Genomic DNA, 24,526 nt, shown 5'->3' with positions numbered 1-24,526 from the left:
GCCCCAGTGACCGATAGGGAGATCGGTGATGTCTGGAAAGCCTGCTGTTCGCCTGGGCGACGCCGTCGCCTGCCCCAAGTGCGGTACCACGGCCCTGGCCCAGGGCTCCTCCGATGTGTCTTTCGACGGCCTGCCTGCCGCGACCCTCGGTCATGCCTGCGGCTGTGGCGCGGTCCTGAGCGCCGCGGTCATCCCCACCGTCCTGATCAACGGCCAACCGGCGGCGGTGCTCGGCAGCCTTACCAGCCATGGCGGCGTGGTGATCGGCGGATCGGGCAGCGTCATCATCGGCCTGGATGCGGGCGGTGCGACCAAGGGCGCCTGCGCGAGCCGTGCAGGCACTACCGGTTTGGCACCGGGGCAGGGCAAGCCTTCGGCGCTGCGCGACCGGGAGCGACAGGGTATCGAGGGGCCTGCCAAACACTCGCATGGCGCACCCGGTGCCAGGGATGAAGTCGGCGAACAGGCGGAGCGCCCGATAGACCAGCGCATCACCCTGCGCATCGGCGTCTTCTTCGACGGCACCGGCAACAACCTCTTCAACGCCGCTACCGGTGCCGCCTGCCGGGCGGAAGAGCAGGGCTTTCGCCAGGATCAGGCGCGCAGCATCGCAAGGCATTGCGAGAAGTTCATGCTGAGTGTTGATGGCAGCTATGCGGGGGCGGAGACGAATATTGCGCGGCTGTATCGGTTGTATGAGAGCGATGTGGATCGAAAGCTCGATAAAAGCGAGGTTCAAGCCAGTATCTCTGTCTATATCGAAGGTATTGGGACTCAAGCTGGCCAGCCGGACAATTTGTTTTCCATGGGGACGGGCGTAGGGAAAAGCGGCGTTCTTGCTTGCGTTCAAAACTTTCCTTCAGCCTTCGCGGATCGCTACGATCAATTCAAGCGTAGTAATCCCAACACTATCGTCGAGGCGGTTGAATTCGATCTTTTTGGCTTCAGTCGAGGGGCAGCGGCAGCGCGGCATTTTGCCAATGAAGTACTCAAGGCCGATGGTGGTATTGCCGCCGCAGGACTATTGCCATGTTTTACCTGGAAGCGCGCCAAGGCACGACTCAGCTTTATCGGCTTGTTCGATACCGTGGCGGCAGTCGCCGATCCCTTGCGCGGTGACTTCAGTCCAGCCAATGCAGTCAATCCGGGGCTCAATCTCTATCTGCCGGCTAATTGCGCGCTCAAGGTTGTGCAATTGGCGGCGCAGCACGAGTACCGCCGCAATTTCGCCCTGACCAGCGTGGCGCCAGAGCATGAGGAGATCTTCCTGCCCGGCGCCCACGCCGATGTCGGGGGCGGCTACCTGGATGAGATGCAGGAGCGATTGCTGTTGACCCGGCCGAGGGCTTCCCGTGAGCCCAGGGGCACGGATAGCCACCAGGCCTGGAGCTATCGTCAGGCCGAATTGGAGTTGCGGCGCCTGCAAGGGGCGCCTTGGTACGTCTCAACCAGCACTCGTCTTGGCATCGATACCTGGCGCCTCGAGTTGCCCCGCGTCCGGGGCGACCTGCCGGAAGTCGAAGTCTTCGCTGCGATACGGCTGGAGCGAAAGGTTCGTGGAGAGCTATCCCTGGTTTACCTGCGGATGATGCACCGTCTGGCCACTGCTCAGGATGTCCCTTTCACGACCCTCGATGACGAGGATCCGGAATGGCGTTTGCCGGCCGAACTCGCTCCGATAGCCAGCAAGCTCCAGGCAGGCGCTTCGCCTGCGCCTGAGCCCCTGAATCAGGCCGAAAATCGTCTGCTGCTCAGTCGCTATGTACACAGGTCGGCTCACTGGAATGCGCGCATGGGTAGTGGCCTGGGCAATGTGGATACGATATTCGTCGATGCTCCTACCGTCGATGGTCGGCGCAACGTCTACCCCAATCGACCGCAGGCGGGGTATCCGATATGAGTCGCTTTTGGCTGCTTCTCATCTTGGTGTTATGTATTACTGGCTGCCAATCCAATACCTCGACCAAACCAAAAATGCCTTACGAATCCTGGTATTTGGGCTTTATAGCGCCTAACTACATGGAAGTTTGGCTGGAGCAAGTCAATATTGGTGATAACAGCGGGCGCATCTTTCCCAATGCCATGGGGGGAGTAGTGTCTTATGGCAAACCTGAAAATCTGGCGATTCGCGCAGAGGGTTGGCCAGAAAGAATCGGCTCAGGCAAAGGCCGGACTCTGACCGGCCTGGATCTGCCCTATGTCGTATCCCTACGCTGGCAATCCATGGTCGAACCTCAAACCTATCACGCGCTTTTCACCATCCCTGATTGGGCCAGGAAAAAAATGATCGAGCGTCTACCAGCCGAGTGTCCGGTCAGTGGTCGCACTTCGGATTACCGTAAGGACCTTACCATCGGCCTGGCGCCCGGCGGGGTGGTCAAGGTCTGGATCATGGGGCCGTGCCTCGATCCCATCGAAGTCCTGACCCTCCAGGCCGAGATCGAGCCCAAGGGGCCCTATGGCGGCAAATCCAACGGCAAGTACCGGCCGTTGTCGCCGGTGGTCAAGCGCTATGTCGACAAGTACGGCGTCCCCTACGGCAGCTGGTGGGCACCCATCCCTTACACCACGGTAGGGCCGTGAGCGCCTAGCTTTCCGCTCAGGCCTCGCCGTGCCGCTGCAGCGCCCATTCCACGTGCTCACGCACCAGGGGAGAGGGATGTTCGCGCTGCAGCTTCAGGGCTTCCAGCACCGGGATGCTGGTTGGCGCATTGCCCAGGCCCACGGCCAGGTTGCGCAGCCAGCGCTCGTAACCGGCGCGGCGTAGCGGCGAGCCTTCGGTGCGGCTGAGAAATTCGGCTTCGGTCCAGCGAAAGAGCTCGGCCAGACTGGCGCTGTCCAGGCTGTGGCGTGGCTGGAAGTCTCCTTCGGCGGTGGGCTTGGCGAAGCGATTCCAGGGGCAGACCAACTGGCAGTCGTCGCAGCCAAAGACCCGGTTGCCGATCAAGGGCCGCAGCTCCAGTGGAATGGAGCCCTTGAACTCGATGGTCAGGTAGGAAATGCAGCGCCGGGCGTCGAGCTGATAGGGGCCGACGAAGGCCTGGGTCGGGCAGATGTCCAGGCAGGCGCGGCAGGTGCCGCAGTGGTCGCGTGGGGTGGGTTCGTCCACCGGCAGGGGCACGTCGACGAAGAGTTCGCCGAGAAAGAACCAGCTGCCGGCCTTGCGATTGAGCACCAGGGTGTTCTTGCCGATCCAGCCCAGGCCAGCCTGTTCGGCGATGGCCTTTTCCAGCACCGGCGCGCTGTCGACGAAGGCGCGATAGCCGAAGGGACCGATCTCTCCCTGGATGCGCTCGGCCAGCTGCTGCAGGCGCTTGCGGATCAGCTTGTGGTAATCGCGACCCAGGGCGTAGCGGGAGATATAGGCCGCATTGCCATCGGCCAGGCGCTCGCTCATGCGGGTGTCGCCGGGCAGGTAGTCCATGCGCAGGGAAACCACCCTCAGAGTCCCCGGGACCAGTTCGGCCGGTCGCGAACGTTTGCTGCCGTGCGCGGCCATATAGTCCATCTCGCCGTGGAAACCGGCGGCCAGCCAGCGCTCCAGATGTTCCTCGTGACGTGCCAGATCCAGCCCGGCGATGCCGGTCTGTTGAAAGCCCAATTCCCGACCCCAGGTCTTGATGAGGTCGGCCAGGGCGGCGAGATCGAGAGCGACAGCGGACATCGACGGGAGCGCACAGGCAGGAGGGCCGCCTATTTTGCCAGACTCCGGAGGCTTTCCCAGCATGCACGACGAACTGCCGTTCCAGCTCTACAGCGCCCAGCAGGTGCGGGATCTCGACGCCCAACTGATCGCCGGCGGTCTGCCCGGTCTTGAGTTGATGAGACGTGCGGCGGGGGCGGCTTGGCGCTCATTGCGCCATGGCTGGCCTCATGCCGGCGCCCTCTGCGTACTGGCGGGCGGTGGCAACAATGCCGGTGATGGCTACCTGGTCGCCAGTCTGGCGCGCAAGGCCGGCTGGCAGGCGCGGGTCTTGCACCTGGCCGATCCGGCCGGACTCCAGGGCGATGCCGCCCTGGCCCATGCCGAGGCCCTGGCCGCCGGCGTGGACATCCAGCCTTGGCGCGCGGATGCCGCGCTGGAAGGCGTGGTGGTAGATGCCTTGCTGGGCACCGGGCTCAAGGGCGCCGCACGTGAGCCCTATGCCGCGGCCATCGAACGGATCAACGCCAGCGAATTGCCGGTGGTGGCCATCGACATTCCCTCCGGGCTGGATGCCGATACCGGCGCTGCGGCGGGCGCCCTGGTGCGCGCCGATCTGACCATCACCTTCATCGGTCTCAAGCTCGGGCTGTTCACCGGCAAGGGGCCGGATCACGTCGGCAGTCTGGTGTTCGAGCCGCTGATGGAGGAACCGCAGAATCCCGCCCATGCCACCGCTCAGCGTCTGGCGCCCGGCAACCTGCCGCGCCTGGCGGCGCGCCCGCTCAACGCGCACAAGGGGCAATACGGCCATCTGCTGGTGATCGGCGGCGACGAAGGCACCGGCGGCGCGGCCATCATGACCAGCGAGGCGGCGCTGCGCTGCGGTGCCGGCATGCTCAGCCTGGCGACCCGGCCGTCCAACGTCACCGCGGTGCTGGCGCGGCGGCCGGAAGTGATGGTCGCCGGCGTACGTTCCAGTTTCGCCGTACTGGAACTGGCCAAGAAGGCCGATGTGCTCGCCGTCGGGCCGGGCCTGGGCCAGGGCGCCTGGGGCAAGGCGCTGGCCAGTGCCGCCGCGACGCTGGACGTCGTCCAGGTCTGGGACGCCGATGCCCTCAATCTGTTGGCCGCCGGCGTGGTCGAGGCGCCGCGCGGGCCCTGGGTGATGACGCCCCATCCGGGCGAAGCGGCGCGGCTGCTGCAGGTCTCGATCCAGGACATCGAAGCCGATCGCCCAGGCAGCGCCCGCGAACTGGCGCGGCGCTACGGCGGCGTGGCGCTGCTCAAGGGCTTCGGTACCCTTATCGCCCATCCGGATGGCCGCATGGCGCTGTGCGGCGAGGGGCATCCGGCGATGGCCACGGGTGGCCTGGGAGACATCCTCACCGGTATCATCGCCGCCCTGCTGGGGCAGGAGCTGGCGCCCTTCGAGGCCGCCTGCCTGGGCGCCTGGCTGCACGGCCGTGCCGGCGCCGAGCTGGGTCGCCAGGGCCGCGGTCTCGCCGCCAGCGATCTGCCCCCGGTCGCCCGCCAGTTGCTCGAGGAACTCCAGCCATGCCTGAACTGACCCTGCACGCCGCCGACGAAGACGCCATGTATGCCCTGGGTGCCCGCCTGGCCCAGGCCAGCGGCGGTCGTGGCGTACTCTATCTGCACGGCGATCTGGGCGCCGGCAAGACCACCCTGTCGCGTGGCATCCTGCGCGGCCTCGGCCACGCAGGAGCGGTGAAGAGCCCCACCTTCACCCTGGTCGAGCCCTACGAGTTGCCCAGTGGTGCGATCTACCACTTCGACCTCTACCGCCTGGCCGATCCCGAAGAACTGGAATTCATGGGGATTCGCGACTACTTCACAGCCGAGGCCTTGTGCCTGGTGGAATGGCCCGAGCGCGGTCAGGGCTTTTTGCCAAAGCCCGACCTGGACATTACCATTACGCCACGCGCCGACGGCCGTGATCTGCGCCTGACTAGTCATGGTGCTCACGGCGAGGCCTGGTGCGCCGCCCTCGCGCCCTAGGCGCCGATCCTTCGTTCTCCAGCTATACGGTCGCAGGCATGCGCAAGTGTTTTTTCAGGTCGGGACTCGGCCTGTTGTTGTTGATTCTCAGCAGTCAGTTGCTGGCCGCCACCCAGATCAAGGGCATGCGCGTCTGGCGTGCGCCCGACAATACCCGTCTGGTGTTCGATCTGACCGGCCCGGTCAAGGCCAGCGTGTTCACCCTCAGTGCCCCGGACCGCATCGTCATCGACCTGTCCGGCGCGCAGCTCGACGGTGGGTTGAACGAAAAGCCGCTGCGCAATACTCCCATCACCGGCCTGCGGGCGGCCCAGCGCTCGCCCGGCGAGGTGCGCCTGGTGCTGGACACCAAGGGTGCCCTGACGCCCAAGAGTTTCACCCTGGCGCCCAACAAGGAATACGGCAATCGCCTGGTGGTCGATCTCTACGATCAGGGCACCGATCCGGCCGCCAGCGACATCCCCGCCACCGTCACGCCCAATCTGCCGGCCACCCCGGTGACCCCGGCCCAGCCGGCGACCCGTCTGCCCTCCAGCCCCAGCGGCAAGCGCGACGTGGTGGTGGTGATCGATCCCGGCCACGGCGGTGAAGACCCGGGTGCCATCGGCCGCGGTCGGTTGTACGAGAAGAACGTGGTGCTGGCCATCGCCAAGCAGCTGCAGGCCAATCTCAACCGGCAGAAAGGCTTTCGCGCCGAGCTGACCCGCACCAGCGACTACTTCATCCCGCTGCGCCAACGGCAGGTCATCGCCCGCAAGAAGGGCGCCGACCTGTTCATCTCCATCCATGCCGACTCCGCGCCCAGCGCCAGCGCCGAGGGCGTTACCGTCTTCGCCCTGTCCCAGCGCGGCGCCACCTCCGAGGCCGCACGCTGGCTGGCCGATGCGGAAAACCGCTCCGACCAGGTCGGTGGCGTATCCGATGCCCTGGACAACAAGGATCCCATGCTCGCCGGGGTGCTCATGGACCTGTCCATGACCGCCACCGTGGCCTCCAGCCTGGAGGTCGGCCAGACCATCCTCGGTCAGGTCGGGCGGGCGACCAAGCTCCTGCATTCGCGGGTGGAGCAGGCCGGCTTCATGGTGCTGAAATCGCCGGACATTCCCTCGATCCTGGTGGAGACCGGCTTCATCACTAATGCCAACGAGTCGGCCAAGCTGGCCAGTCCGGCGCACCAGGGCCTGCTCGCCCGGCAGATCCAGGCCGGTATCGTGCAGTACTTCCAGCACCGCCCGCCGCCCGGCACCTACCTGGCCTGGCAGCGCGAGCAGCGGGGCGACAAGGTCGGCAGCGTGCGCGGCATCGATCAGCACCGGGTGCAGCCGGGCGAAAGCCTGAGCCTGATCGCCCGTCGCTATGATGTCGACCTCTCCACCCTGCGCGCCGCCAATCGGCTAAAGGGCGACCGCATCCGCTCCGGCCAGGTCCTGACCATCCCCACCCACGAACTGGCGGCCAGCAATGACTGAACCCCGGCGCATCCAGCTGCTCAGTCCGCGGCTGTCCAACCAGATCGCTGCCGGCGAGGTGGTCGAACGGCCCGCCTCGGTGGCCAAGGAGCTGCTGGAGAACAGCCTGGACGCGGGTGCTCGGCGTATCGACGTCGAGGTGGAGCAGGGCGGGGTCAAGCTGCTGCGTATCCGCGACGACGGCCATGGCATCCCGGCGGACGACCTGCCGCTGGCCCTGGCGCGCCACGCCACCAGCAAGATCTACCACCTGGACGAACTGGAAAGCGTCACCAGTCTGGGCTTTCGCGGCGAAGCCCTGGCCTCGGTCAGCTCGGTGTCCCGGCTCACCCTGACCTCGCGCTACCGGGGCGAGGACCAGGCCTGGCAGGTGGAGACCGAGGGGCGCGAGATGCAGCCACGGGTACAGCCTGCCGCCCACCCCCAGGGCACCTCGGTGGAGGTGCGCGACCTGTTCTTCAATACGCCTGCGCGGCGCAAGTTCCTGCGCGCCGAAAAGACCGAATTCGATCACCTGCAGGAAGTGGTGCGGCGCCTGGCGCTGGCGCGCTTCGACGTGGGTTTTCACCTGAGGCACAACGGCAAGAGCGTGCTGGCCCTGCATCCGGCGGGCGATCCCCAGAGCCAGGGGCGGCGGGTCGGCGCCGTCTGCAGCCCCGGCTTTCTCGAACAGGCCCTGCCGCTGGAGCACGAGCGCAACGGCCTGCGCCTCTGGGGCTGGGTCGGCCTGCCAACCTTCTCCCGCAGCCAGGCCGATCTGCAGTACTTCTATGTCAACGGCCGCATGGTGCGCGACAAGCTGGTCGCCCACGCGGTGCGCCAGGCCTATCGCGACGTGCTCTACAACGGCCGTCACCCGGCCTTCGTGCTCTTCCTCGAAGTGGATCCGGCGACGGTGGACGTCAATGTCCACCCCACCAAGCACGAGGTGCGCTTCCGCGACAGCCGCCAGGTGCACGACTTCCTCTACGGCACCCTGCACCGCGCCCTCGGCGACATCCGCCCGGACGACCAGCTCGCCGTGGTGGCACCCACGGCGCCGGCGCCCCTGAGCGGTCCGGCCGCCGGTGAATTCGGCCCCCAGGGCGAGATGCGCCTGGCCGCCGCCGTCCTGCACGACAGTCCTGCGCCGCCGGCCCAGCCCTTCGCCGGTGGTGGCGGATCGGGTGGTGCCGCGCACTACAGTCCTGCCCCGCAGCCCTATGCGGGTGCGCCGGTGGCCGAGGTGCAGAGCGCCTACAAGGCCTTCTTCGCGCCGCTGCCGGAGGGTGCCGAGGCCGCGGCCCTGCCCGCGGAGCAGGGCGACGTACCGCCGCTGGGCTATGCCCTGGCGCAGCTCAAGGGTATCTACATCCTGGCCGAGAACGCCCAGGGCCTGATCCTGGTGGACATGCACGCCGCCCACGAGCGCATCACCTACGAGCGGCTCAAGGTGGCCATGGCCAGCGAAGGCCTGCGCGGCCAGCCACTGCTGGTGCCGGAGTCTCTGGCGGTCAGCGAGCGCGAGGCCGATTGCGCCGAAGAGCACGGCCAGTGGTTCGAGCGCCTCGGCTTCGAGCTGCAGCGCCTGGGCCCCGAGACCCTGGCCATCCGGCAGATCCCCGCGCTGCTCAAGCAGGCCCAGGCCGCGCGGCTGGTGCAGGACGTGCTCGCCGATCTGCTCGACTATGGCACCAGCGATCGCATTCAGGCGCACCTCAACGAACTGCTCGGCACCATGGCCTGCCACGGCTCGGTACGCGCCAACCGGCGGCTGACCCTGCCGGAGATGAATGCCCTGCTGCGCGACATGGAAACCACCGAGCGCAGCGGCCAGTGCAACCACGGTCGTCCCACCTGGGCCCAGCTCAGCCTGGATGACCTGGACAAACTCTTCCTGCGCGGCCGCTGACCGCCCCGCCGCGTCCTGCGCGGCGTCCTCCGAGAATCCTCAATGACCGCCCCCCTGCCGCCCGCCATCTTTCTCATGGGGCCGACCGCCTCCGGCAAGACCGACCTCGCCATCGAACTGGCCCGGTTGCTGCCCATCGAGCTGATCAGCGTGGATTCGGCGCTCATCTACCGGGGTATGGACATAGGTACCGCCAAGCCCAGCGCCGAGGTGCTGGCTGCCCATCCGCACCGGCTGGTGGACATCCGCGACCCTGCCGAGAGCTATTCCGCCGCCGAATTTCGCACCGATGCCCTGGCGGCCATGGCCGAGATCACCGCCGCCGGCCGCATCCCTCTGCTGGTCGGCGGCACCATGCTCTACTTCAAGGCCCTGCTCGAAGGCCTGGCCGACATGCCCCGTGCCGATGCCGGGGTCCGCGCCGAGATCGAAGCCCTGGCGGCCGCGGCAGGTTGGGGCGAGATCCATCGGCAACTGGCCGAGGTCGATCCGGTGTCGGCGGCGCGCATCCATCCCAACGACCCCCAGCGCCTTCTGCGCGCCCTCGAGGTGTATCGCGTCAGCGGCCAGTCGATGACCGCGCATCGCGCGTTGCAAATGAGTGCCAATGCCGATTCGAACGGCGCGCCCCAGACGCAATTACCCTATACTGTCGCCCAATTGATCCTGGCGCCTGGTCGGCGTGAGGTGCTCCATGCGCGTATCGCCGAGCGCTTCGGTCTGATGCTGGAACAGGGCTTCATCGACGAAGTTTCAGCCTTGCGGGAACGTCCCGATCTGCATCCTGGTCTGCCGTCCATGCGATCCGTAGGCTATCGTCAGGTGTGGGAGTTCCTGGAAGGGGATTGCACGCGGGAAGAGATGGTGGCGCGTGGCGTTGCGGCGACGCGGCAATTGGCGAAGCGGCAGTTGACCTGGTTGCGTGGCTGGCCCGCCGCGCACACCTTCGACAGCCTGGCTTGTGACAATCTGCCACGGATCTTGAAATGCCTGGCCGGCGACTCCATATCGCCTCGCAGCTGAATCGTTTTTGTCCGCGTGTCCATGGTGGGCAGCGGAAACTGGCATGTCGCCAGATCAGTATTTTCATTTCTTTAGGAGAGCGACACGATGTCAAAAGGGCATTCGCTACAAGACCCTTACCTGAACACCCTGCGTAAAGAGCGCGTTCCGGTTTCCATCTATCTCGTCAACGGTATCAAGCTGCAGGGTCAGATCGAGTCCTTCGACCAGTTCGTGATCCTGCTCAAGAACACCGTCAGCCAGATGGTCTACAAGCATGCGATTTCCACCGTGGTGCCCAGCCGCCCGGTCCGTCTGCCTAGCTCCGAGACGAGCGAGTCGGATAGCGAATAAATAACAAGAGGAGCGCCCTGTTGTTCTTCGAGCGTCACGAAGGTGGTGAACGGGCCATTCTGGTCCATTTGGAAGGCCTGCATCCCGAGGCGCGCGAAGATCCTCAGGAGTTTCTCGAACTCGCGCGATCGGCGGGTGCGGAGACCGTGGCGTTCGTCACGGTGAACCGCAGCCAGCCGACGGCGCGTTATCTCATCGGTACCGGCAAGGTCGAGGAATTGCACGATCAGGTGCATGCTCATGCCGCCGATCTGGTCATCTTCAACCATGACCTCACGCCCAGTCAGGAACGCAACCTCGAAAAAGCCTTCGAGTGCCGCGTCCTGGATCGCACGGGCCTCATTCTCGACATCTTCGCCCAGCGTGCTCGCACCCACGAGGGCAAGCTGCAGGTGGAACTCGCCCAGCTCGAGCACATGAGCACCCGGCTGGTACGCGGCTGGACTCACCTCGAACGCCAGAAGGGCGGTATCGGTCTGCGCGGCCCGGGTGAAACCCAGCTGGAAACCGACCGTCGTCTCCTGCGGATCCGCATCCGCCAGATTCGCCAGCGCCTGGACAAGGTACGCAGCCAGCGCGAGCAGGCTCGGCGCGGTCGTCGGCGCGCCGAGATTCCTTCGGTGTCCCTGGTCGGTTACACCAACGCTGGCAAGTCCACCCTGTTCAACAGCCTCACCGAATCCGGCGTCTACGCCGCCAACCTCCTGTTCGCCACCCTCGATCCGACCCTGCGCCGTCTGGAGCTGCCGGATCTGGGGCCGATCGTGCTGGCCGATACCGTGGGCTTCATCCGCCATCTGCCGCACAAGCTGGTGGAGGCCTTCCGCGCGACCCTGGAGGAATCCAGCAACTCCGATCTGCTGCTGCACGTGATCGATGCCCACGAGGATGATCGCCAGTTGCAGATCGAGCAGGTCGAGGCGGTGCTGCACGAAATCGGCGCCGACGAGTTGCCGATGCTGGAGATCTACAACAAGCTCGATCTGCTCGACGGGGTCGAGCCGCATATCCAGCGCGACGACGAGACCGGACGCCCGATTCGGGTCTGGGTGTCGGCACGCGAGGGGCGCGGTCTGGAGCTGGTCGGTCAGGCCGTGGCCGAATTGCTCGGCGAGGATCTCTTCGTTGGGGTGTTGCGGCTGCCCCAGCGGCACGCCCGGCTGCGGGCCCAGTTGTTCGAGCTGGGCGTGGTTCGCCAGGACGATCATGATGACGAAGGCAACATCCTGTTGTCTGTACGAGTACCCCGCGCCGAACTCAATCGACTGCTCAGCCGGGCCGGTGAAGAACCGGAAGTCTTTATCCAGCAACATGTTTTGCAATAAACCCCCGCTCGGCGCTTTTGTTCGGGCAGGGACCATCCGGTAGCATTGGTCGGCGCGCCATTTCGGCGCGTTTTCGCGTTATCAGTAGGGAGAGCGCTATGGCTTGGAACGAGCCCGGTGGCAACTCGAACAATCAAGACCCCTGGGGCGGCCGCAACAACAACGGTGGCGGCAATGGTGGACGCAAGGGGCCGCCGGATCTCGACGAAGCCTTGCGTAAGTTTCAGGACCGCATCAACCGCCTGGTCGGCGGCAAGAAGCGGTCCGGCGGCAGTGGCGGCGACAGCTTTGGCTCGGGTGGTGGCAAGGGTCTGCTGCTACTGGGCGTATTGCTGGTCGGAGCCCTCTGGCTGTACAACGCCGTCTACGTCGTGGACGAGCAGGAACAGGCGGTGGTGCTGCGCCTGGGCAAATACCATGAGACGGTAGGGCCCGGCCTGAACATCTACTTCCCGCCCTTCGAGACCAAGTATCAGGAAAACGTGACCCGTGAGCGGGCCTACAGCAAACAGGGCGCCATGCTGACCCAGGACGAGAACATCGTCGAGGTACCGCTAACCGTCCAGTACCGCATCACCAACCTCAAGGACTTCGTCCTCAACGTCGACCAGCCCGAGGTCAGCCTGCAGCAGGCGACCGACAGCGCCGTGCGCCACGTGGCCGGCTCCTCGACCATGGACCAGTTGCTGACCGACGGCCGTGAGCAGGTCGCCACTAGCGTCCGCGAGCGGCTGCAGCGTTTCCTCGACACCTATGCGACCGGTATCACCGTGACCCAGGTGAACATCCAGAGCGCCTCGGCGCCGCGTGAGGTTCAGGAAGCCTTCGACGACGTGATCCGGGCTCGTGAAGACGAGCAGCGCGAGAAGAACCAGGCCGAAGCCTATGCCAACGGCGTGATCCCTGAGGCCCGCGGTGCTGCCCAGCGCATCATCGAAGAAGCCAACGGCTATCGCGACGAAGTGGTCGCCCGTGCCCAGGGTGATGCCTCGCGCTTCAGCCAGCTGGCGGTGCAGTACGCGGCCAATCCGCAGCTGACCCGCGAGCGTCTGTATATCGAGACGATGCAGGAAGTGCTTGGCCAGTCGAGCAAGATCATGGTCACCGGTCAGGCCGGCCAGAATCTGCTTTATCTGCCGCTCGACAAGCTGATGCAGAACCGTGCCCCGGCACCGACCTCGGCCATCAGCAGCGGTGCTGCCCCGGCGGCGTCGAGCGACACGGCCGCTTCGGTCATTCGCAATTTGCCGCAGTCCACCGAGCCGCGTACCAGGGAGAGCCGCTGATGAGCAATAAATCGCTGGCCGCGCTGATCGTCGTGGTCGTTCTGGGCCTCGCCGCCTGGAGCAGTCTGTTCGTGGTGAAGGAGACCGAGCGGGCGGTGATGCTGCGCTTCGGTCGTGTGGTCGAGCCCAATCTGGAGCCCGGACTGCACTTCAAGATTCCCTACGTCAACCGGGTGCGCAAATTCGATGCCCGCCTGCAGACGCTGGATACCCCGACGCAGCGCTTCCTGACCCTGGAAAAGAAGGCGGTAATGGTCGATGCCTACGCTAAGTGGCGCATCTTCAATGCCGATCGCTACTACACCGCGACTTCGGGTCTCAAGCAGATTGCCGACGAGCGCCTGCTGCGTCGCCTGGAAGCAGGACTGCGTGACCAGTTCGGTCGTCGCACCCTGCATGAGGTGGTCTCCGGTGAGCGGGATGCCATGGTCGGTTCGCTGACCGCGGCCCTGAACAAGATGGCCAACCAGGAGCTGGGCATCGAGGTGCTGGACGTGCGCGTCAAGGCCATCGACCTGCCCAAGGAAGTCAGCCGCAGCGTCTATGAGCGGATGAGCACCGAGCGCGAGCGGGAAGCCCGCGAGCACCGTGCCAAGGGTCGCGAACTGGCCGAAGGCATCCGTGCCGACGCCGATCGTCAGCGCCGCGTGCTGCTGGCCGAAGCCTATCGCCAGGCCGAACAGGCCCGCGGTGAAGGTGATGCCCAGGCGGCCCAGGTGTATTCCCAGGCCTACTCGAAGAATCCGTCGTTCTTCTCCTTCTATCGCAGCCTGCAGGCCTATCGCTCCAGCTTCTCCAGCAAGAGCGATGTCCTGGTGCTGGATCCGAAGAGCGATTTCTTCAAGTATTTCCAAAGCCCCGGGCAGTGAGGTCAGGGATGAACGGCGCCTAGGCTTCGCTCGTCGTTCATCCCCGATCGCCGATTTTTTCGTGTTATCATGAATCAGCCGGGGCCATCCCCGGCTTTTTTGCGTCCGTACGAAACCCGTGGAAGGGCGACGCCCTGGCTGATCCGGGTAGCAATCCACGGCAGAGCGGCTTGATCCGGCGGCAGGATTCTCCAGGAATCCACTGCGCCGACCTCGGCAGCCGCGTGCCGATCCATGACATGGAGAAGAGGCCTAATGGCTACGGTAGACCGCTGGCTGCTGCCTGACGGTATCGAGGAAATCCTGCCGCCCGACGCGGCGCGCATCGAAGGCGCTCGGCGTCGGGTGCTGGAACTGTTCCATTGCTGGGGCTATGAGTTCGTCATCACCCCGCACCTGGAATTCCTGGAATCGCTGCTCACCGGCGCAGCCAAGGAGCTGGAGCTGCGCACCTTCAAGGTGACCGATCCCAATTCCGGTCGCCTCATGGGCTTCCGCTCCGATATCACGCCCCAGGTGGCGCGCATGGAGGCCCATAGCCTCAAGCAGCGCGGTCCGAGCCGGCTGTGCTATGCCGGCAGCGTGCTGCATACCCGTCCCCGTGCCCTGTCCACCTCGCGCAGCCCGATCCAGGTCGGCGCCGAGCTCTATGGCGTGCCCGGCAGCGAAGGGGATCTGGAAGTCATCAGCCTGATGCTCGATGTGCTCGAGCAGGCCCAGGTGCCCGACGTCCACATGGATCTGGGGCACGTGGGCATCTATCGCGGCCTGTGCCAGGCAGCCGGTGTCTCCGGCGCCAGCGAGCAGCAGCTGTTCGATGCCCTGCAGCGCAAGGCGGTCGACGAGATCGCCGAGCTGACCGCCGACCTGCCGGTCGCCGAGCGTGGCTGGCTGCAGGCACTGGTCGAGCTCAGCGGCGATGCCGCGGTGCTCGACCAGGCCCGGCAGCGTCTGGCGGGTGCGCCCGCGGGCGTCCTGCAGGCGCTGGACGAGCTGATTGCCCTGGCCGAGTCGCTTAAGGGGCGTTTCCCGGGCGTGCCGCTGTATTTCGATCTGGGCGAGTTGCGGGGTTACCACTACCACACCGGGGTGGTCTTCGCCGCCTTCGTGCCGGGCAATGGGCAGTCCATCGCCCAGGGCGGTCGCTATGACAACATCGGCGCCGACTTCGGGCGTTCGCGTCCTGCCACCGGCTTTTCCACCGATCTGAAGACCCTCGTCGAGCTGGGCAACGCCGTGCTCGACGAGCCGCGCCGCGGCATCTGGGCGCCGGCTGGCCATGCCCCGGTGCTCTGGCAAGCCGTGCGCGAATTGCGTGCCGCAGGCGAACGGGTGGTCCAGGCCACCGGTCATGACGACGCGGACCAGTTGCACAGCTCGGGTTGCGATCGCCGGCTGATCGAGCGGCAGGGCGCCTGGGTCGTGGTGCCCTTGAATTCCTAAACACCGGATCTGGCATCCGGGTGAACGTGAGCATCGTCGGCCTGGCCGACAGAAATCTTCCTGACAGGGGATAAGGTTATGGGTAAGAACGTCGTCGTCCTGGGCACCCAGTGGGGTGATGAGGGCAAGGGCAAGATCGTGGACCTGCTGACCGACCAGGCCGCTGCCGTGGTGCGTTATCAGGGCGGTCACAACGCCGGCCACACACTGGTCATCGATGGCCAGAAGACCATCCTGCGGCTGATTCCCTCGGGCATCCTGCGCGCCGACACCCAGTGCCTGATCGGCAATGGCGTGGTGCTCTCGCCGGAAGCCCTGTTCAAGGAAGTCGGCGAGCTGGAAGCCCGTGGCGTCCCGGTACGCGAGCGCCTGCGCATCAGCTCGGCCTGCTCGCTGATCCTGCCCTATCACGTGGCCCTGGATCAGGCTCGCGAGAAGGCCCGCGGCGAAGCCAAGATCGGCACCACCGGGCGTGGCATCGGCCCGGCCTACGAAGACAAGATCGCCCGTCGCGGTCTGCGCGTCGGCGACCTGTTCCACCCGGAGCGTTTCGCCATCAAGCTCAAGGAAGTGCTGGACTACCACAACTTCGTCCTGCAGAACTACTTCAACGAGCCGCCGGTGGATTTCCAGAAGACCTACGACGAGGCCATGGAGCACGCCAAGGTCATGCGGCCGCTGGTCATGGACGTCGTCAGCCGTCTGCACGAGCTGCGCAAGGCCGGTGAGAACCTGATGTTCGAAGGCGCCCAGGGCACCCTGCTGGACATCGACCACGGCACCTATCCCTTCGTCACCAGTTCCAACACCACCGCCGGTGGCGTGGCGACCGGTTCCGGCGTGGGCCCGCTGTACCTGGACTACATCCTCGGCATCACCAAGGCCTACACCACCCGCGTCGGCTCCGGTCCCTTCCCGACCGAACTGTTCGACGAGACCGGTGCCTACCTGGCCAAGCAGGGGCATGAATTCGGTTCCGTCACCGGTCGTCCGCGCCGTTGTGGCTGGTTCGACGCCGTCATCCTGCGTCGCTCCATCGAGATCAACAGCATTTCCGGCCTGTGCCTGACCAAACTGGACGTGCTCGATGGCCTGGAAACCGTACGTATCTGCACCGGCTACAAGGACGCTGCCGGCAACCTGCTGACCGAGGCGCCCACCGACGCCGACAGCTACAACGGTCTGCAGCCGGTCTACGAAGACATGCCGGGCTGGAGCGAATCCACCGTGGGCGCCCAGAGCCTCGAGGCACTGCCGGCCAATGCCCAGGCCTACATCCGCCGCATCGCCGAGCTGGTCGAGGCGCCGATCGACATCGTCTCGACCGGTCCGGATCGCAAGGAAACCATCGTGCTACGCCATCCTTTCGCCTGATGCGCTAAAAGGATGCAGCCGGAAAAGCCCCGCCCCGCGGGGCTTTTCGCTTTCCAGGGGTTGAGGCGGGGCGCTTGGGTGCTCAGGGGCGGTCGCTGTTCCGAAATGGCCAGCTTATCGCTATGACCTTCTACCGCTGTGGTCCGCTCGTCATGAGTTGCCGATAGCCTTCGCCACTGAATACCCCCGGTCGTTTCTCCTGTCGCTGCTGCGCAGTCGCCTGCCGCTGCCGGTATCCATCAGTCTGCTGCCCGTGGTCGTCATCCGGGTAGTTCTGGCGCTGTGGCTAATCTCTGATGCCGTGAGAGATTGCAAGGAAGTGTGGCCGAGCGTCGGTCGGGAAAGTCCGAACGCCAGACCTGTCCTTGCGACGGGCTGGAGGCGATGTGGGTGATGGTCTCGACGAAGCTGGCAGGGCAGTGCCTGGCCGCGCCGCTGGCCGGTGTCGCGTCCAGGGCGATTCAGGGTCTCTTCGTGGCCCTCCAGGAGGCCCAGGGCTAGCGGAGCGGATTGCCCAGTTACGCAGCAGTCTGGGGCGGTTCAAGGGGTAGGGGAGGGGGTCGCATCTTTTCGCGGGCAAGAAAAAACCGGCCGAAGCCGGTTTTTCCGTTGCGTCCGATCAGGGATCGTCCGCTTGGTATTGGTGCCCAGGAGAAGACTCGAACTTCCACGGTGTTGCCACCGCTAGGACCTGAACCTAGTGCGTCTACCAATTCCGCCACCTGGGCCTGCAGTGCGACTTCTGATCGCTTCCCGTCATCCTTGCGGATTTCAGGATTAAAAAACCGGCTAGCGCCGGCTTTTCGTCGACCGATCTGCAAATCGATCGACTATAATGAGTGGTGCCCAGGAGAAGACTCGAACTTCCACGGTGTTGCCACCGCTAGGACCTGAACCTAGTGCGTCTACCAATTCCGCCACCTGGGCACTCAAGGCGATGATTGCTCATCTCCGGCGTCGCGATTGCTCACGGCGTCGTGGGGCGGCACTTTACTCAGGGGGCGTTTGCTTGTAAACCCCTGCTGTGAAAAATATTTTTATTGAGCATGCCAGGCTAACTATTGCGCGGTTTTCACGTTTCAATAGGCTTTATGGCAGTTCCTACCGAACCCAGACTTAGAAGGTAACCCCAGACTGATGGCCGATTGGCAATCCCTCGATCCCGAGGCCGCCCGGGAAGCGGAAAAGTACGATAACCCCATTCCGAGTCGCGAACTCATTCTGGCTCATCTCGCCGATCGCGGTGCTCCGGCCACACGGCCCCAGCTGGCCGAGGAATTTGGCCTGGTCACCGAAGACCAACTCGAAGCCCTGCGGCGGCGCATGCGCGCCATGGAGCGCGACGGCCAGGTGATCTATACCCGCCGCGGCGCCTATGCCCCCATCGACAAGCTGGATCTGGTGCGTGGTCGCATCGCCGGCCATCGCGATGGCTTCGGCTTCCTGATCCCCGACGACGGCAGCGACGATCTCTTCCTCAGCCCGGCGCAGATGCGCCTGGTGTTCGACGGCGACATCGCCCTGGCGCGAGTCGCCGGCCATGATCGGCGCGGTCGTCGCGAAGGCGGCCTGGTCGAGGTGGTCACCCGGGCGCACGAATCCCTGGTCGGGCGCTTCTTCCAGGAGAGCGGTCTGGCCTACGTGGTGCCGGACAATCCCAAGATCGGCCAGCAGGTGCTGGTGCCCGAGGGCAAGCATGGCGGCGCCGCCCACGGCCAGTTCGTGCAGGTGCGCATCGACGAATGGCCCACCACCTTCCGTCAGGCCCAGGGCGAAGTGGTCGAGATTCTCGGCGACTATATGGCGCCGGGCATGGAGATCGAGGTCGCCCTGCGCAGCTACGACATCCCCAACGAATGGCCCAAGGCCGTCGAGAAGGAAGCCGCCAAGCTCAAGCCTGAGGTGGAGGAAAAGGACAAGCAGAAGCGCATCGACCTGCGCCAGTTGCCCTTCGTCACCATCGATGGCGAAGACGCCCGTGACTTCGACGATGCCGTCTATGCCGAAGCCAAGAAGTCCGGTGGCTGGCGGCTGTATGTCGCCATCGCCGACGTCTCCCACTACGTCAAGGTGGGTTCGGCACTGGACGCCGAAGCGGAAAAGCGCGGCAACTCGGTGTATTTCCCCGAGCGCGTGATCCCCATGCTGCCCGAGGCCCTCTCCAACGGCCTCTGCTCGCTCAATCCCCAGGTGGATCGCCTGGCCATGGTCTGCGAGATGACCATCGCCGGCTCCGGGCGCATGACCGGCTACCAGTTCTACGAAGCGGTCATCCACTCCCATGCGCGCCTGACCTACAACAAGGTCTCCACGGTGCTGGAGCAGCCCAAGTCGGCTGAAGGCAAGCAGTTGCGCAAGCAGCTCGGCGAGGTGGTGCCGCACCTGGAGCAGCTCTACAGCCTGTACAAGGTACTGCTGGCCGCCCGTCACGTTCGCGGCGCCATCGATTTCGAGACCCAGGACACGCGCATCGTCTTTGGCGCCGATCGCAAGATCTCCGAGATCCGCCCGACCCAGCGCAACGATGCCCACAAGCTGATCGAGGAATGCATGCTGTGCGCCAACGTGGCCACTGCCAAATTCCTCGAAAAGCACAAGGTGCCGGCACTCTACCGGGTGCACGACGCTCCACCCCTGGAAAAGCAGACCAATCTGCGTCAGTTCCTCGGCGAGATGGGGCTGTCGCTGACCAAGGGCAAGGCCAATCCGGTGCCCTCGGACTACCAGGCGCTGCTGCAGCAGATCCGCGAGCGACCGGATTTCCGGCTGATCCAGACGGTGATGCTCAGGTCCCTGAGCCAGGCGGTCTACAGTCCGGACAACAACGGTCACTTCGGTCTCAACTACGAGGCCTATACCCACTTCACCTCGCCGATCCGCCGTTATCCGGATCTGCTGGTGCATCGGGCGATCCGCAGCGTCATCCGCTCCAAGCTGGAGACCAAGCACGTCAAGCGCGCAGGCGCCACGAGCATGGCCAAGGCGCGCATCTATCCCTATGACGAACTGCGCCTGGATCAGCTCGGCGAGCAGTGCTCCATGACCGAGCGCCGCGCCGACGAAGCCACGCGGGATGTGTCCAACTGGCTCAAGTGCGAGTTCATGAAGGATCGCGTCGGCGAGACCTATGCCGGCGTCATCACCGCGGTGACCGGTTTCGGCCTGTTCGTCGAGTTGTCCGAAGTGTTCGTCGAGGGCCTGGTGCACGTCACCGCGCTGCCGGACGACTACTATCACTTCGACAGCGTTCACCATCGCCTCTCCGGCGAGCGCAGCGGTCGCAGCTATCGACTGGGCGATCCCCTCGAGGTGGTGGTGGCCCGGGTCGACCTGGACGAGCGCAAGATCGACTTCGTGCTGCCGGCCAGCGCCGGGGCGCCGCGTGTGCGGGAAGAGCGCGAGCCGCGTCAGAAGCGTGGCAACCGTCGCCGTGGTGCGCCAGCGCCAGCGCAGGAACCAAGCGCTCTTCCGGTCGCCGAGACCGCGACTGAGACCGTTTCGCCGGAGCCAGAGCGTGAGCCCCGTCGCTCGCGTAACGGTCGTCGTCGCGGTACGCCGGCGCCAGTGCAGGAACCAAGCGCTCTTCCGGACGCCGAGACCGCCACTGAGGCCGTCTCGCCGGAGCCGGAGCGTGAGCCCCGCCGTTCGCGTAATGGTCGTCGTCGTGATGCGCCGACGCAGGATCAGGGTGTCGCCGCAACGGTCGAGGCAACGCCTGCGAGCGTTTCGCCAGAACCGGAGTCGGAGTCTGAGCCGCGTCGCTCGCGTAGCGAGCGCCGGCGCGCGACCTCCTCGGCGCAACAGCAGAACGCCAGTACGCCTATGCCAGCTTCGGTTGAGGCGACTCCGTCGAAATCGTCCAGGCAGGACGATCAGTTGCTCGGTAATACCGACGTCAGACGTAGTCGCGCGGTAAAGCAGGCCCTGCTGGCCGAAGCCAAGGTCGAGGGCGGCAAGCCCAAAACCGTAGGCAAGGCCAATGGCAAAGCCAAGGGTAATGCCGACAAGGGCAAGGCCAGCGACACGGCCAAGACGCGGACCGCGCCAGCCCGTCAGGGTAAGGGGGCGGCTGCCGAAGGTGCCGCGGCGGTGGATGCCAGGGTCAAGAAGGCCAAGGCTGCAGGTGCCAAGAAGAAATCGGCAGGCAAGCCCAAGACCGAAGACCAGGCCAAGGCCAAGGCCAAGGCTGCAGCCAAGAGCAAGACCAAGACCAAGGCCAAGGCGAAGAAGCCCCATCGCAAGGGTCAGTCGCGCCCCAAGGATGACGCATGAGCCAGTTGGAAACCGTCTACGGTATCCACGCCGTGGAAGCGCTGTTGCGCTTCCATCCGCGGCGGGTGAAGCAGCTCTGGATCGCCGAAGGACGGCGTGAGCCGCGGGTCGAGGCCCTGCTGGAGCTGGCCGCTGGTCAACGCCTGGCGGTGGAAACCAAGCCGCGGGCACTGCTCGACGAACTGGCCGAGGGCGTCCACCAGGGCGTGGTGGCCCAGGTCAGTCCCAGCCAGGTCTGGGGCGAGGCCATGCTCGAGGAGTTGCTCGATCGGGCCGAAGGTCCGCCGCTGCTGCTGGTGCTCGATGGTGTCACCGATCCGCACAACCTCGGCGCCTGCCTGCGCAGCGCCGATGCCGCCGGGGCCCTGGCGGTGATCGTGCCCAAGGACAAGTCGGCCACCCTGACCGCGGTGGTGCGCAAGGTGGCCTGCGGCGCCGCCGAGGTGCTGCCGCTGGTGGCCGTCACCAACCTGGCGCGGACCCTGGAGAAGCTGCAGAAGCGCGGGCTGTGGATCGTTGGGACCGCCGGTGAGGCGACCCAGGAGATCTATGACGTCGACATGAGCGGCCCGACCGTGATGGTCATGGGTGCCGAGGGCAAGGGCATGCGCCGGCTGACCCGCGAGCATTGCGATCATCTGGCCCGCCTGCCCATGGCCGGCAGCGTCAGCAGTCTCAATGTCTCGGTGGCGACTGGCGTCTGCCTGTTCGAGGCCGTGCGTCAAAGACGCGCCTCTGCGTCCAGATAGACTGCCCCAGGAAACGTCTGGGTACCGACCTGGCGCGTATCGCACTATACGAATCGCGCTGCAGTGCGCAAAATACCGGCCTCGCCCTGGGAAAGCCCGGGGCGAGACCTGTCAACAAGAGGATGCCCGCGTGAGTCAGGAGATCCAAGAGCCGGTAGGCTTGCGAGTGCTGCTCGTCGAAGACGATGCCACGCTGCGCATGCTGACCACCGAAGTCATCGAGGAGCTGGACCATCAGGTCACGGCCGTCGCCTCGGCGGAGGCTGCCCTCGAGTTGCTGCCGCAACGCGAGCACGATGTGCTGTTCACCGATATCGGGCTGGGCGGCATGTCCGGGATCGAGTTGACCCGGCGTGCCCTGGCGATGGATCCGACGCTGCGCATCGTCGTCGCCTCGGGTTATGCCTTCGAGCGCGAGCCCGGCATGGAGGCGCGGGTCGGGGTGCTGATCAAGCCCTATGACCTGAACAAGATCCGCCAAGCCTTGGCCGACGTGCAACGCTGAGTGCCTGTGGCTGCCCGGCGGTCGCGCCGGTCATGCCTGCGGTTGCGCCCCTCGGCGTCCTTCTCTAGAATGTTGCCCCTTGCCCGGAGTGCGTCCGCATTCCGCTGGGTAAGTCATCCGAACTATTCACTCCTTGTCTGACCGCGTTTCCGCGGCAGGCTGCAACCCGTAAGGAGCATTAAATGCGTCATTACGAAGTCGTGTTCCTGGTTCATCCGGACCAGAGCGAACAGGTGGGCGGCATGGTCGAGCGCTACACCAAGGCTATCGAAGAAGACGGTGGCAAAGTCCATCGCCTGGAAGACTGGGGCCGTCGTCAGCTGGCTTACGCCATCGACAACGTTCACAAGGCTCACTATGTACTCATGAACATCGAGTGCAGCGCCAAGGCCCTGGCCGAGCTGGAAGACAACTTCCGCTACAACGACGCCGTGATCCGTAACATGATCCTGCGCCGTGACGAGGCCGTCACCGGTCAATCCGAGATGCTCAAGGCCGAAGAAAACCGCAACGAGCGTCGCGAGCGTCGCGAGCGTCCTGCCGAGTCCGAGTCCGAGTCCGCCGAAGGCAACTCCGACGACGCCGACAGCGCCGAGTAATCTGGATCTAGCGAGGAATCATTGTCATGGCACGTTTCTTCCGTCGTCGTAAGTTCTGCCGTTTCACCGCCGAAGGCGTGAAAGAGATCGACTACAAGGATCTCAACACCCTGAAGGCCTACGTCTCCGAAACCGGCAAGATCGTCCCGAGCCGTATCACTGGCACCAAGGCCAAGTACCAGCGTCAGCTGGGCACCGCCATCAAGCGTGCCCGTTACCTGGCCCTGCTGCCCTACACCGACAGCCACGGTCGTTGATCGACGCCTGATCACGGATAACGGATAAACACGGCATGCGGCCTCTGGCTGAGTTCATCATGCGCGGCCGCACCCAAGCCACTCTCGTGGTGGTACTGGGTGCAGTCGTGCCGCTGCTGTACTGGATGACCGCTGCCGGTGGCAGCCTGGTGCTGTTGCGCCGGGGACCTGCCGCGGCGGCCGGGGTGCTGGTCTGGGCCCTGCTGCCGGCGCTGTTCTGGCTGTATCTGGGGGATGCCAGCATCGTGCTGGTGATGCTGGGTTCGACGCTGCTGGCGGCACTACTGCGCCAGAGCCGATCCTGGATACGGGTGCTGTTGGCCAGTGTCCCGCTGGGGTTGGTCTTCGCCCTGGTGCTGGGTCAGGTCTATGCCGAGGGCATCGCGCAGCTGGCGGAGGAAATCCGTCGGTTGTTGCCCCAGGTGTTGGGCCCGAGCGCGGCGCAGTTGCCGCCGGAAAAGCAGGCGCAGTTGCAGCAGTTGCTGCTGCCCGTGCTGACCGGCCTGATGGCGGCGTTCTTCCAGATCACCTGCCTGCTGTGCCTGATGCTCGGGCGCTACTGGCAGGCGGCGCTGTACAACCCCCAGGGGTTCGGTCGCGAATTTCGCGCCCTGCGTCTGCGTCCAGCCATCGCGCTCGGCCTCCTGGCCCTGCTGGTGCTGGCGCCGAACCTGGGCAGTGGGCTTGGCCTGCTGACCCCGCTGTGCAGCGTGCCGCTGGCCTTTGCCGGCATCGCCCTGCTACACGGGCTGGTGGCGGCCAAGCGCCTGGCAGGATTCTGGCTGGTGGGGCTGTACGTGACGCTGCTGCTGTTCGGGCAGCTGATCTATCCGTTGTTGGTGATTCTGGCTGTGATCGATAGCGTGTTCGATTTCCGTGGGCGGTCCGCGCAAGAGCCGCAGGGGCCCGCGGACGGTGAAGGTTAAAAGTTAAGAGGAAAGACTCAATGGATGTCATCCTGCTGGAAAAGATCGCCAACCTGGGCAACCTGGGCGACAAAGTGAACGTCAAGGGCGGTTACGCCCGTAACTTCCTGCTGCCGCAGGGCAAGGCCACCGCAGCCACCGCTGCCAACGTCGAGGCTTTCGAAGCTCGTCGTGCCGAGCTCGAGAAGCAGGCTGCCGAGAAGAAGGCCGAGGCTGATGCCCGTGCCGCCAAGCTGGCTGAACTGACCGTAACCATCGCCGCCAACTCCGGCGACGAAGGCAAGCTGTTCGGTTCCATCGGCACCCGCGACATCGCCGAAGCCGTCAGCGCCGCTGGCGTCGAGCTGGACAAGAGCGAAGTTCGCCTGCCCAACGGCGCGCTGCGCAGTGTTGGCGAATACGACGTCGAAGTGCACCTGCACACCGACGTCGAAGCTACGGTCAAGGTCGTCGTCGTCGCTGAATAAGCGCGCCGTCGCCTGACTGGCGGACTTGCGCCCCGGCGCCGGTCTGTCGACAATCGGGCACGTCATTGCCAAGGCA

Annotated in this window: 21 protein-coding genes and 2 tRNA genes; 20 read left to right on the top strand and 3 right to left on the bottom strand. The window is 65.2% G+C overall.

What is annotated here, in order from left to right:
- Positions 1 to 28 precede the first annotated feature (28 nt).
- Both V6W80_RS21335 and V6W80_RS21330 read left to right on the top strand, forming a co-directional pair.
- Positions 29 to 1,900, top strand: a complete 1,872-nt coding sequence (locus V6W80_RS21335) for a PAAR domain-containing protein (protein WP_338545341.1) — start codon at positions 29 to 31, stop codon at positions 1,898 to 1,900.
- The gene (locus tag V6W80_RS21330) at positions 1,897 to 2,583 is read left to right on the top strand and encodes a DUF2931 family protein (RefSeq protein WP_338545340.1); all 687 of its coding nucleotides are present in this window, start codon (positions 1,897 to 1,899) and stop codon (positions 2,581 to 2,583) included. The genes V6W80_RS21335 and V6W80_RS21330 overlap by 4 nt, the downstream gene beginning before the upstream one ends.
- A 16-nt stretch (positions 2,584 to 2,599) precedes the next feature.
- Here V6W80_RS21330 and queG read toward each other — a convergent pair whose 3' ends face one another.
- A complete protein-coding gene (gene queG, locus V6W80_RS21325; RefSeq protein WP_338545339.1) occupies positions 2,600 to 3,664 on the bottom strand; it encodes a tRNA epoxyqueuosine(34) reductase QueG in 1,065 nt (354 codons plus the stop codon).
- 61 nt (positions 3,665 to 3,725) lie between these two features.
- On the opposite strand from queG, the gene V6W80_RS21320 reads away from it, so the two are divergent.
- From V6W80_RS21320 to V6W80_RS21270, 11 genes are all read left to right on the top strand, one after another.
- Positions 3,726 to 5,213, top strand: a complete 1,488-nt coding sequence (locus tag V6W80_RS21320) for an NAD(P)H-hydrate dehydratase (RefSeq protein WP_338545338.1) — start codon at positions 3,726 to 3,728, stop codon at positions 5,211 to 5,213.
- Positions 5,201 to 5,662, top strand: coding sequence for a tRNA (adenosine(37)-N6)-threonylcarbamoyltransferase complex ATPase subunit type 1 TsaE (gene tsaE, locus V6W80_RS21315; protein ID WP_093256398.1), 462 nt, complete (start codon positions 5,201 to 5,203; stop codon positions 5,660 to 5,662). The genes V6W80_RS21320 and tsaE overlap by 13 nt, the downstream gene beginning before the upstream one ends.
- A gap of 38 nt (positions 5,663 to 5,700) precedes the next feature.
- Positions 5,701 to 7,131 (top strand): N-acetylmuramoyl-L-alanine amidase, encoded by a 1,431-nt coding sequence (locus V6W80_RS21310; protein WP_026084069.1) that lies wholly within the window; start codon positions 5,701 to 5,703, stop codon positions 7,129 to 7,131.
- Positions 7,124 to 9,022, top strand: coding sequence for a DNA mismatch repair endonuclease MutL (gene mutL / locus V6W80_RS21305; protein WP_338545337.1), 1,899 nt, complete (start codon positions 7,124 to 7,126; stop codon positions 9,020 to 9,022). Before V6W80_RS21310 ends, mutL begins: the two co-directional genes overlap by 8 nt.
- 42 nt (positions 9,023 to 9,064) lie before the next feature.
- Entirely contained in the window at positions 9,065 to 10,045 is a 981-nt protein-coding gene (gene miaA / locus V6W80_RS21300) for a tRNA (adenosine(37)-N6)-dimethylallyltransferase MiaA (RefSeq protein ID WP_017642907.1), read from the top strand.
- Positions 10,046 to 10,132: 87 nt separating this feature from the next.
- The gene (hfq, locus tag V6W80_RS21295) at positions 10,133 to 10,378 is read left to right on the top strand and encodes an RNA chaperone Hfq (RefSeq protein ID WP_007161156.1); all 246 of its coding nucleotides are present in this window, start codon (positions 10,133 to 10,135) and stop codon (positions 10,376 to 10,378) included.
- A 20-nt stretch (positions 10,379 to 10,398) separates the two neighbouring features.
- Complete coding sequence (gene hflX / locus V6W80_RS21290; protein ID WP_017642908.1) at positions 10,399 to 11,703, top strand: ribosome rescue GTPase HflX; 1,305 nt, start codon at positions 10,399 to 10,401, stop codon at positions 11,701 to 11,703.
- Positions 11,704 to 11,801: 98 nt separating this feature from the next.
- A complete protein-coding gene (gene hflK, locus V6W80_RS21285; RefSeq protein WP_017642909.1) occupies positions 11,802 to 12,989 on the top strand; it encodes an FtsH protease activity modulator HflK in 1,188 nt (395 codons plus the stop codon).
- Entirely contained in the window at positions 12,989 to 13,858 is an 870-nt protein-coding gene (gene hflC, locus V6W80_RS21280) for a protease modulator HflC (protein ID WP_017642910.1), read from the top strand. The genes hflK and hflC overlap by 1 nt, the downstream gene beginning before the upstream one ends.
- 255 nt (positions 13,859 to 14,113) lie before the next feature.
- Positions 14,114 to 15,301, top strand: coding sequence for an ATP phosphoribosyltransferase regulatory subunit (locus tag V6W80_RS21275; protein WP_338545336.1), 1,188 nt, complete (start codon positions 14,114 to 14,116; stop codon positions 15,299 to 15,301).
- Between the two features lie 78 nt (positions 15,302 to 15,379).
- Positions 15,380 to 16,675, top strand: coding sequence for an adenylosuccinate synthase (locus V6W80_RS21270; protein ID WP_338545335.1), 1,296 nt, complete (start codon positions 15,380 to 15,382; stop codon positions 16,673 to 16,675).
- A gap of 641 nt (positions 16,676 to 17,316) precedes the next feature.
- Here the strand turns inward: V6W80_RS21270 and V6W80_RS21265 are convergent.
- Both V6W80_RS21265 and V6W80_RS21260 read right to left on the bottom strand, forming a co-directional pair.
- Positions 17,317 to 17,403: transfer RNA gene (locus tag V6W80_RS21265), tRNA-Leu, on the bottom strand.
- 112 nt (positions 17,404 to 17,515) lie between these two features.
- A tRNA-Leu gene (locus tag V6W80_RS21260) sits at positions 17,516 to 17,602 on the bottom strand.
- 210 nt (positions 17,603 to 17,812) lie between these two features.
- Here V6W80_RS21260 and rnr point away from each other — a divergent pair.
- The 7 genes from rnr to rplI all read left to right on the top strand — a co-directional run bounded on the left by rnr (position 17,813) and on the right by rplI (position 24,450).
- Positions 17,813 to 20,947, top strand: coding sequence for a ribonuclease R (gene rnr, locus V6W80_RS21255; protein ID WP_338545334.1), 3,135 nt, complete (start codon positions 17,813 to 17,815; stop codon positions 20,945 to 20,947).
- On the top strand, positions 20,944 to 21,696 hold the full coding sequence (gene rlmB, locus V6W80_RS21250) for a 23S rRNA (guanosine(2251)-2'-O)-methyltransferase RlmB (protein WP_017642915.1): 753 nt from the start codon (positions 20,944 to 20,946) through the stop codon (positions 21,694 to 21,696). Before rnr ends, rlmB begins: the two co-directional genes overlap by 4 nt.
- Before the next feature lie 130 nt (positions 21,697 to 21,826).
- Complete coding sequence (locus V6W80_RS21245; protein ID WP_007161147.1) at positions 21,827 to 22,201, top strand: response regulator; 375 nt, start codon at positions 21,827 to 21,829, stop codon at positions 22,199 to 22,201.
- Between the two features lie 182 nt (positions 22,202 to 22,383).
- The gene (rpsF, locus tag V6W80_RS21240; protein ID WP_007161146.1) at positions 22,384 to 22,800 is read left to right on the top strand and encodes a 30S ribosomal protein S6; all 417 of its coding nucleotides are present in this window, start codon (positions 22,384 to 22,386) and stop codon (positions 22,798 to 22,800) included.
- A gap of 26 nt (positions 22,801 to 22,826) precedes the next feature.
- Positions 22,827 to 23,057, top strand: a complete 231-nt coding sequence (gene rpsR, locus V6W80_RS21235; protein ID WP_007161145.1) for a 30S ribosomal protein S18 — start codon at positions 22,827 to 22,829, stop codon at positions 23,055 to 23,057.
- Between the two features lie 35 nt (positions 23,058 to 23,092).
- Positions 23,093 to 23,983: a hypothetical protein gene (locus tag V6W80_RS21230; protein ID WP_338545333.1), complete on the top strand. Its 891-nt coding sequence runs from the start codon at positions 23,093 to 23,095 to the stop codon at positions 23,981 to 23,983.
- A 20-nt stretch (positions 23,984 to 24,003) separates the two neighbouring features.
- Positions 24,004 to 24,450 carry a 50S ribosomal protein L9 gene (rplI, locus tag V6W80_RS21225; protein WP_017642918.1) on the top strand — a complete coding sequence of 149 codons (447 nt, stop codon included), beginning with the start codon at positions 24,004 to 24,006 and terminating at the stop codon, positions 24,448 to 24,450.
- The last annotated feature ends 76 nt before the right edge of the window (positions 24,451 to 24,526 follow it).

Origin of the sequence: Pseudomonas benzopyrenica (assembly GCF_036884265.1) — a bacterium.
GTDB lineage: Bacteria > Pseudomonadota > Gammaproteobacteria > Pseudomonadales > Pseudomonadaceae > Chryseomonas > Chryseomonas benzopyrenica.
Note: the sequence above shows the minus strand (reverse complement) of the source record. Positions and strands in the feature narration are given on the sequence as shown.

Excerpts from the sequence above, each read along its gene's own strand:
- rpsF (WP_007161146.1), top strand. The coding sequence starts at position 22,384 with ATGCGTCATTACGAAGTCGTGTTCCTGGTTCATCCGGACCAGAGCGAA.
- V6W80_RS21335 (WP_338545341.1), top strand. The coding sequence starts at position 29 with ATGTCTGGAAAGCCTGCTGTTCGCCTGGGCGACGCCGTCGCCTGCCCC.
- rlmB (WP_017642915.1), top strand. The coding sequence starts at position 20,944 with ATGAGCCAGTTGGAAACCGTCTACGGTATCCACGCCGTGGAAGCGCTG.
- tsaE (WP_093256398.1), top strand. The coding sequence starts at position 5,201 with ATGCCTGAACTGACCCTGCACGCCGCCGACGAAGACGCCATGTATGCC.
- hfq (WP_007161156.1), top strand. The coding sequence starts at position 10,133 with ATGTCAAAAGGGCATTCGCTACAAGACCCTTACCTGAACACCCTGCGT.
- hflC (WP_017642910.1), top strand. The coding sequence starts at position 12,989 with ATGAGCAATAAATCGCTGGCCGCGCTGATCGTCGTGGTCGTTCTGGGC.
- queG (WP_338545339.1), bottom strand. The coding sequence starts at position 3,664 with ATGTCCGCTGTCGCTCTCGATCTCGCCGCCCTGGCCGACCTCATCAAG.
- rplI (WP_017642918.1), top strand. The coding sequence starts at position 24,004 with ATGGATGTCATCCTGCTGGAAAAGATCGCCAACCTGGGCAACCTGGGC.
- V6W80_RS21320 (WP_338545338.1), top strand. The coding sequence starts at position 3,726 with ATGCACGACGAACTGCCGTTCCAGCTCTACAGCGCCCAGCAGGTGCGG.
- miaA (WP_017642907.1), top strand. The coding sequence starts at position 9,065 with ATGACCGCCCCCCTGCCGCCCGCCATCTTTCTCATGGGGCCGACCGCC.
- V6W80_RS21310 (WP_026084069.1), top strand. The coding sequence starts at position 5,701 with ATGCGCAAGTGTTTTTTCAGGTCGGGACTCGGCCTGTTGTTGTTGATT.
- V6W80_RS21270 (WP_338545335.1), top strand. The coding sequence starts at position 15,380 with ATGGGTAAGAACGTCGTCGTCCTGGGCACCCAGTGGGGTGATGAGGGC.
- V6W80_RS21330 (WP_338545340.1), top strand. The coding sequence starts at position 1,897 with ATGAGTCGCTTTTGGCTGCTTCTCATCTTGGTGTTATGTATTACTGGC.
- rpsR (WP_007161145.1), top strand. The coding sequence starts at position 22,827 with ATGGCACGTTTCTTCCGTCGTCGTAAGTTCTGCCGTTTCACCGCCGAA.
- V6W80_RS21275 (WP_338545336.1), top strand. The coding sequence starts at position 14,114 with ATGGCTACGGTAGACCGCTGGCTGCTGCCTGACGGTATCGAGGAAATC.
- hflK (WP_017642909.1), top strand. The coding sequence starts at position 11,802 with ATGGCTTGGAACGAGCCCGGTGGCAACTCGAACAATCAAGACCCCTGG.
- V6W80_RS21230 (WP_338545333.1), top strand. The coding sequence starts at position 23,093 with ATGCGGCCTCTGGCTGAGTTCATCATGCGCGGCCGCACCCAAGCCACT.
- mutL (WP_338545337.1), top strand. The coding sequence starts at position 7,124 with ATGACTGAACCCCGGCGCATCCAGCTGCTCAGTCCGCGGCTGTCCAAC.
- rnr (WP_338545334.1), top strand. The coding sequence starts at position 17,813 with ATGGCCGATTGGCAATCCCTCGATCCCGAGGCCGCCCGGGAAGCGGAA.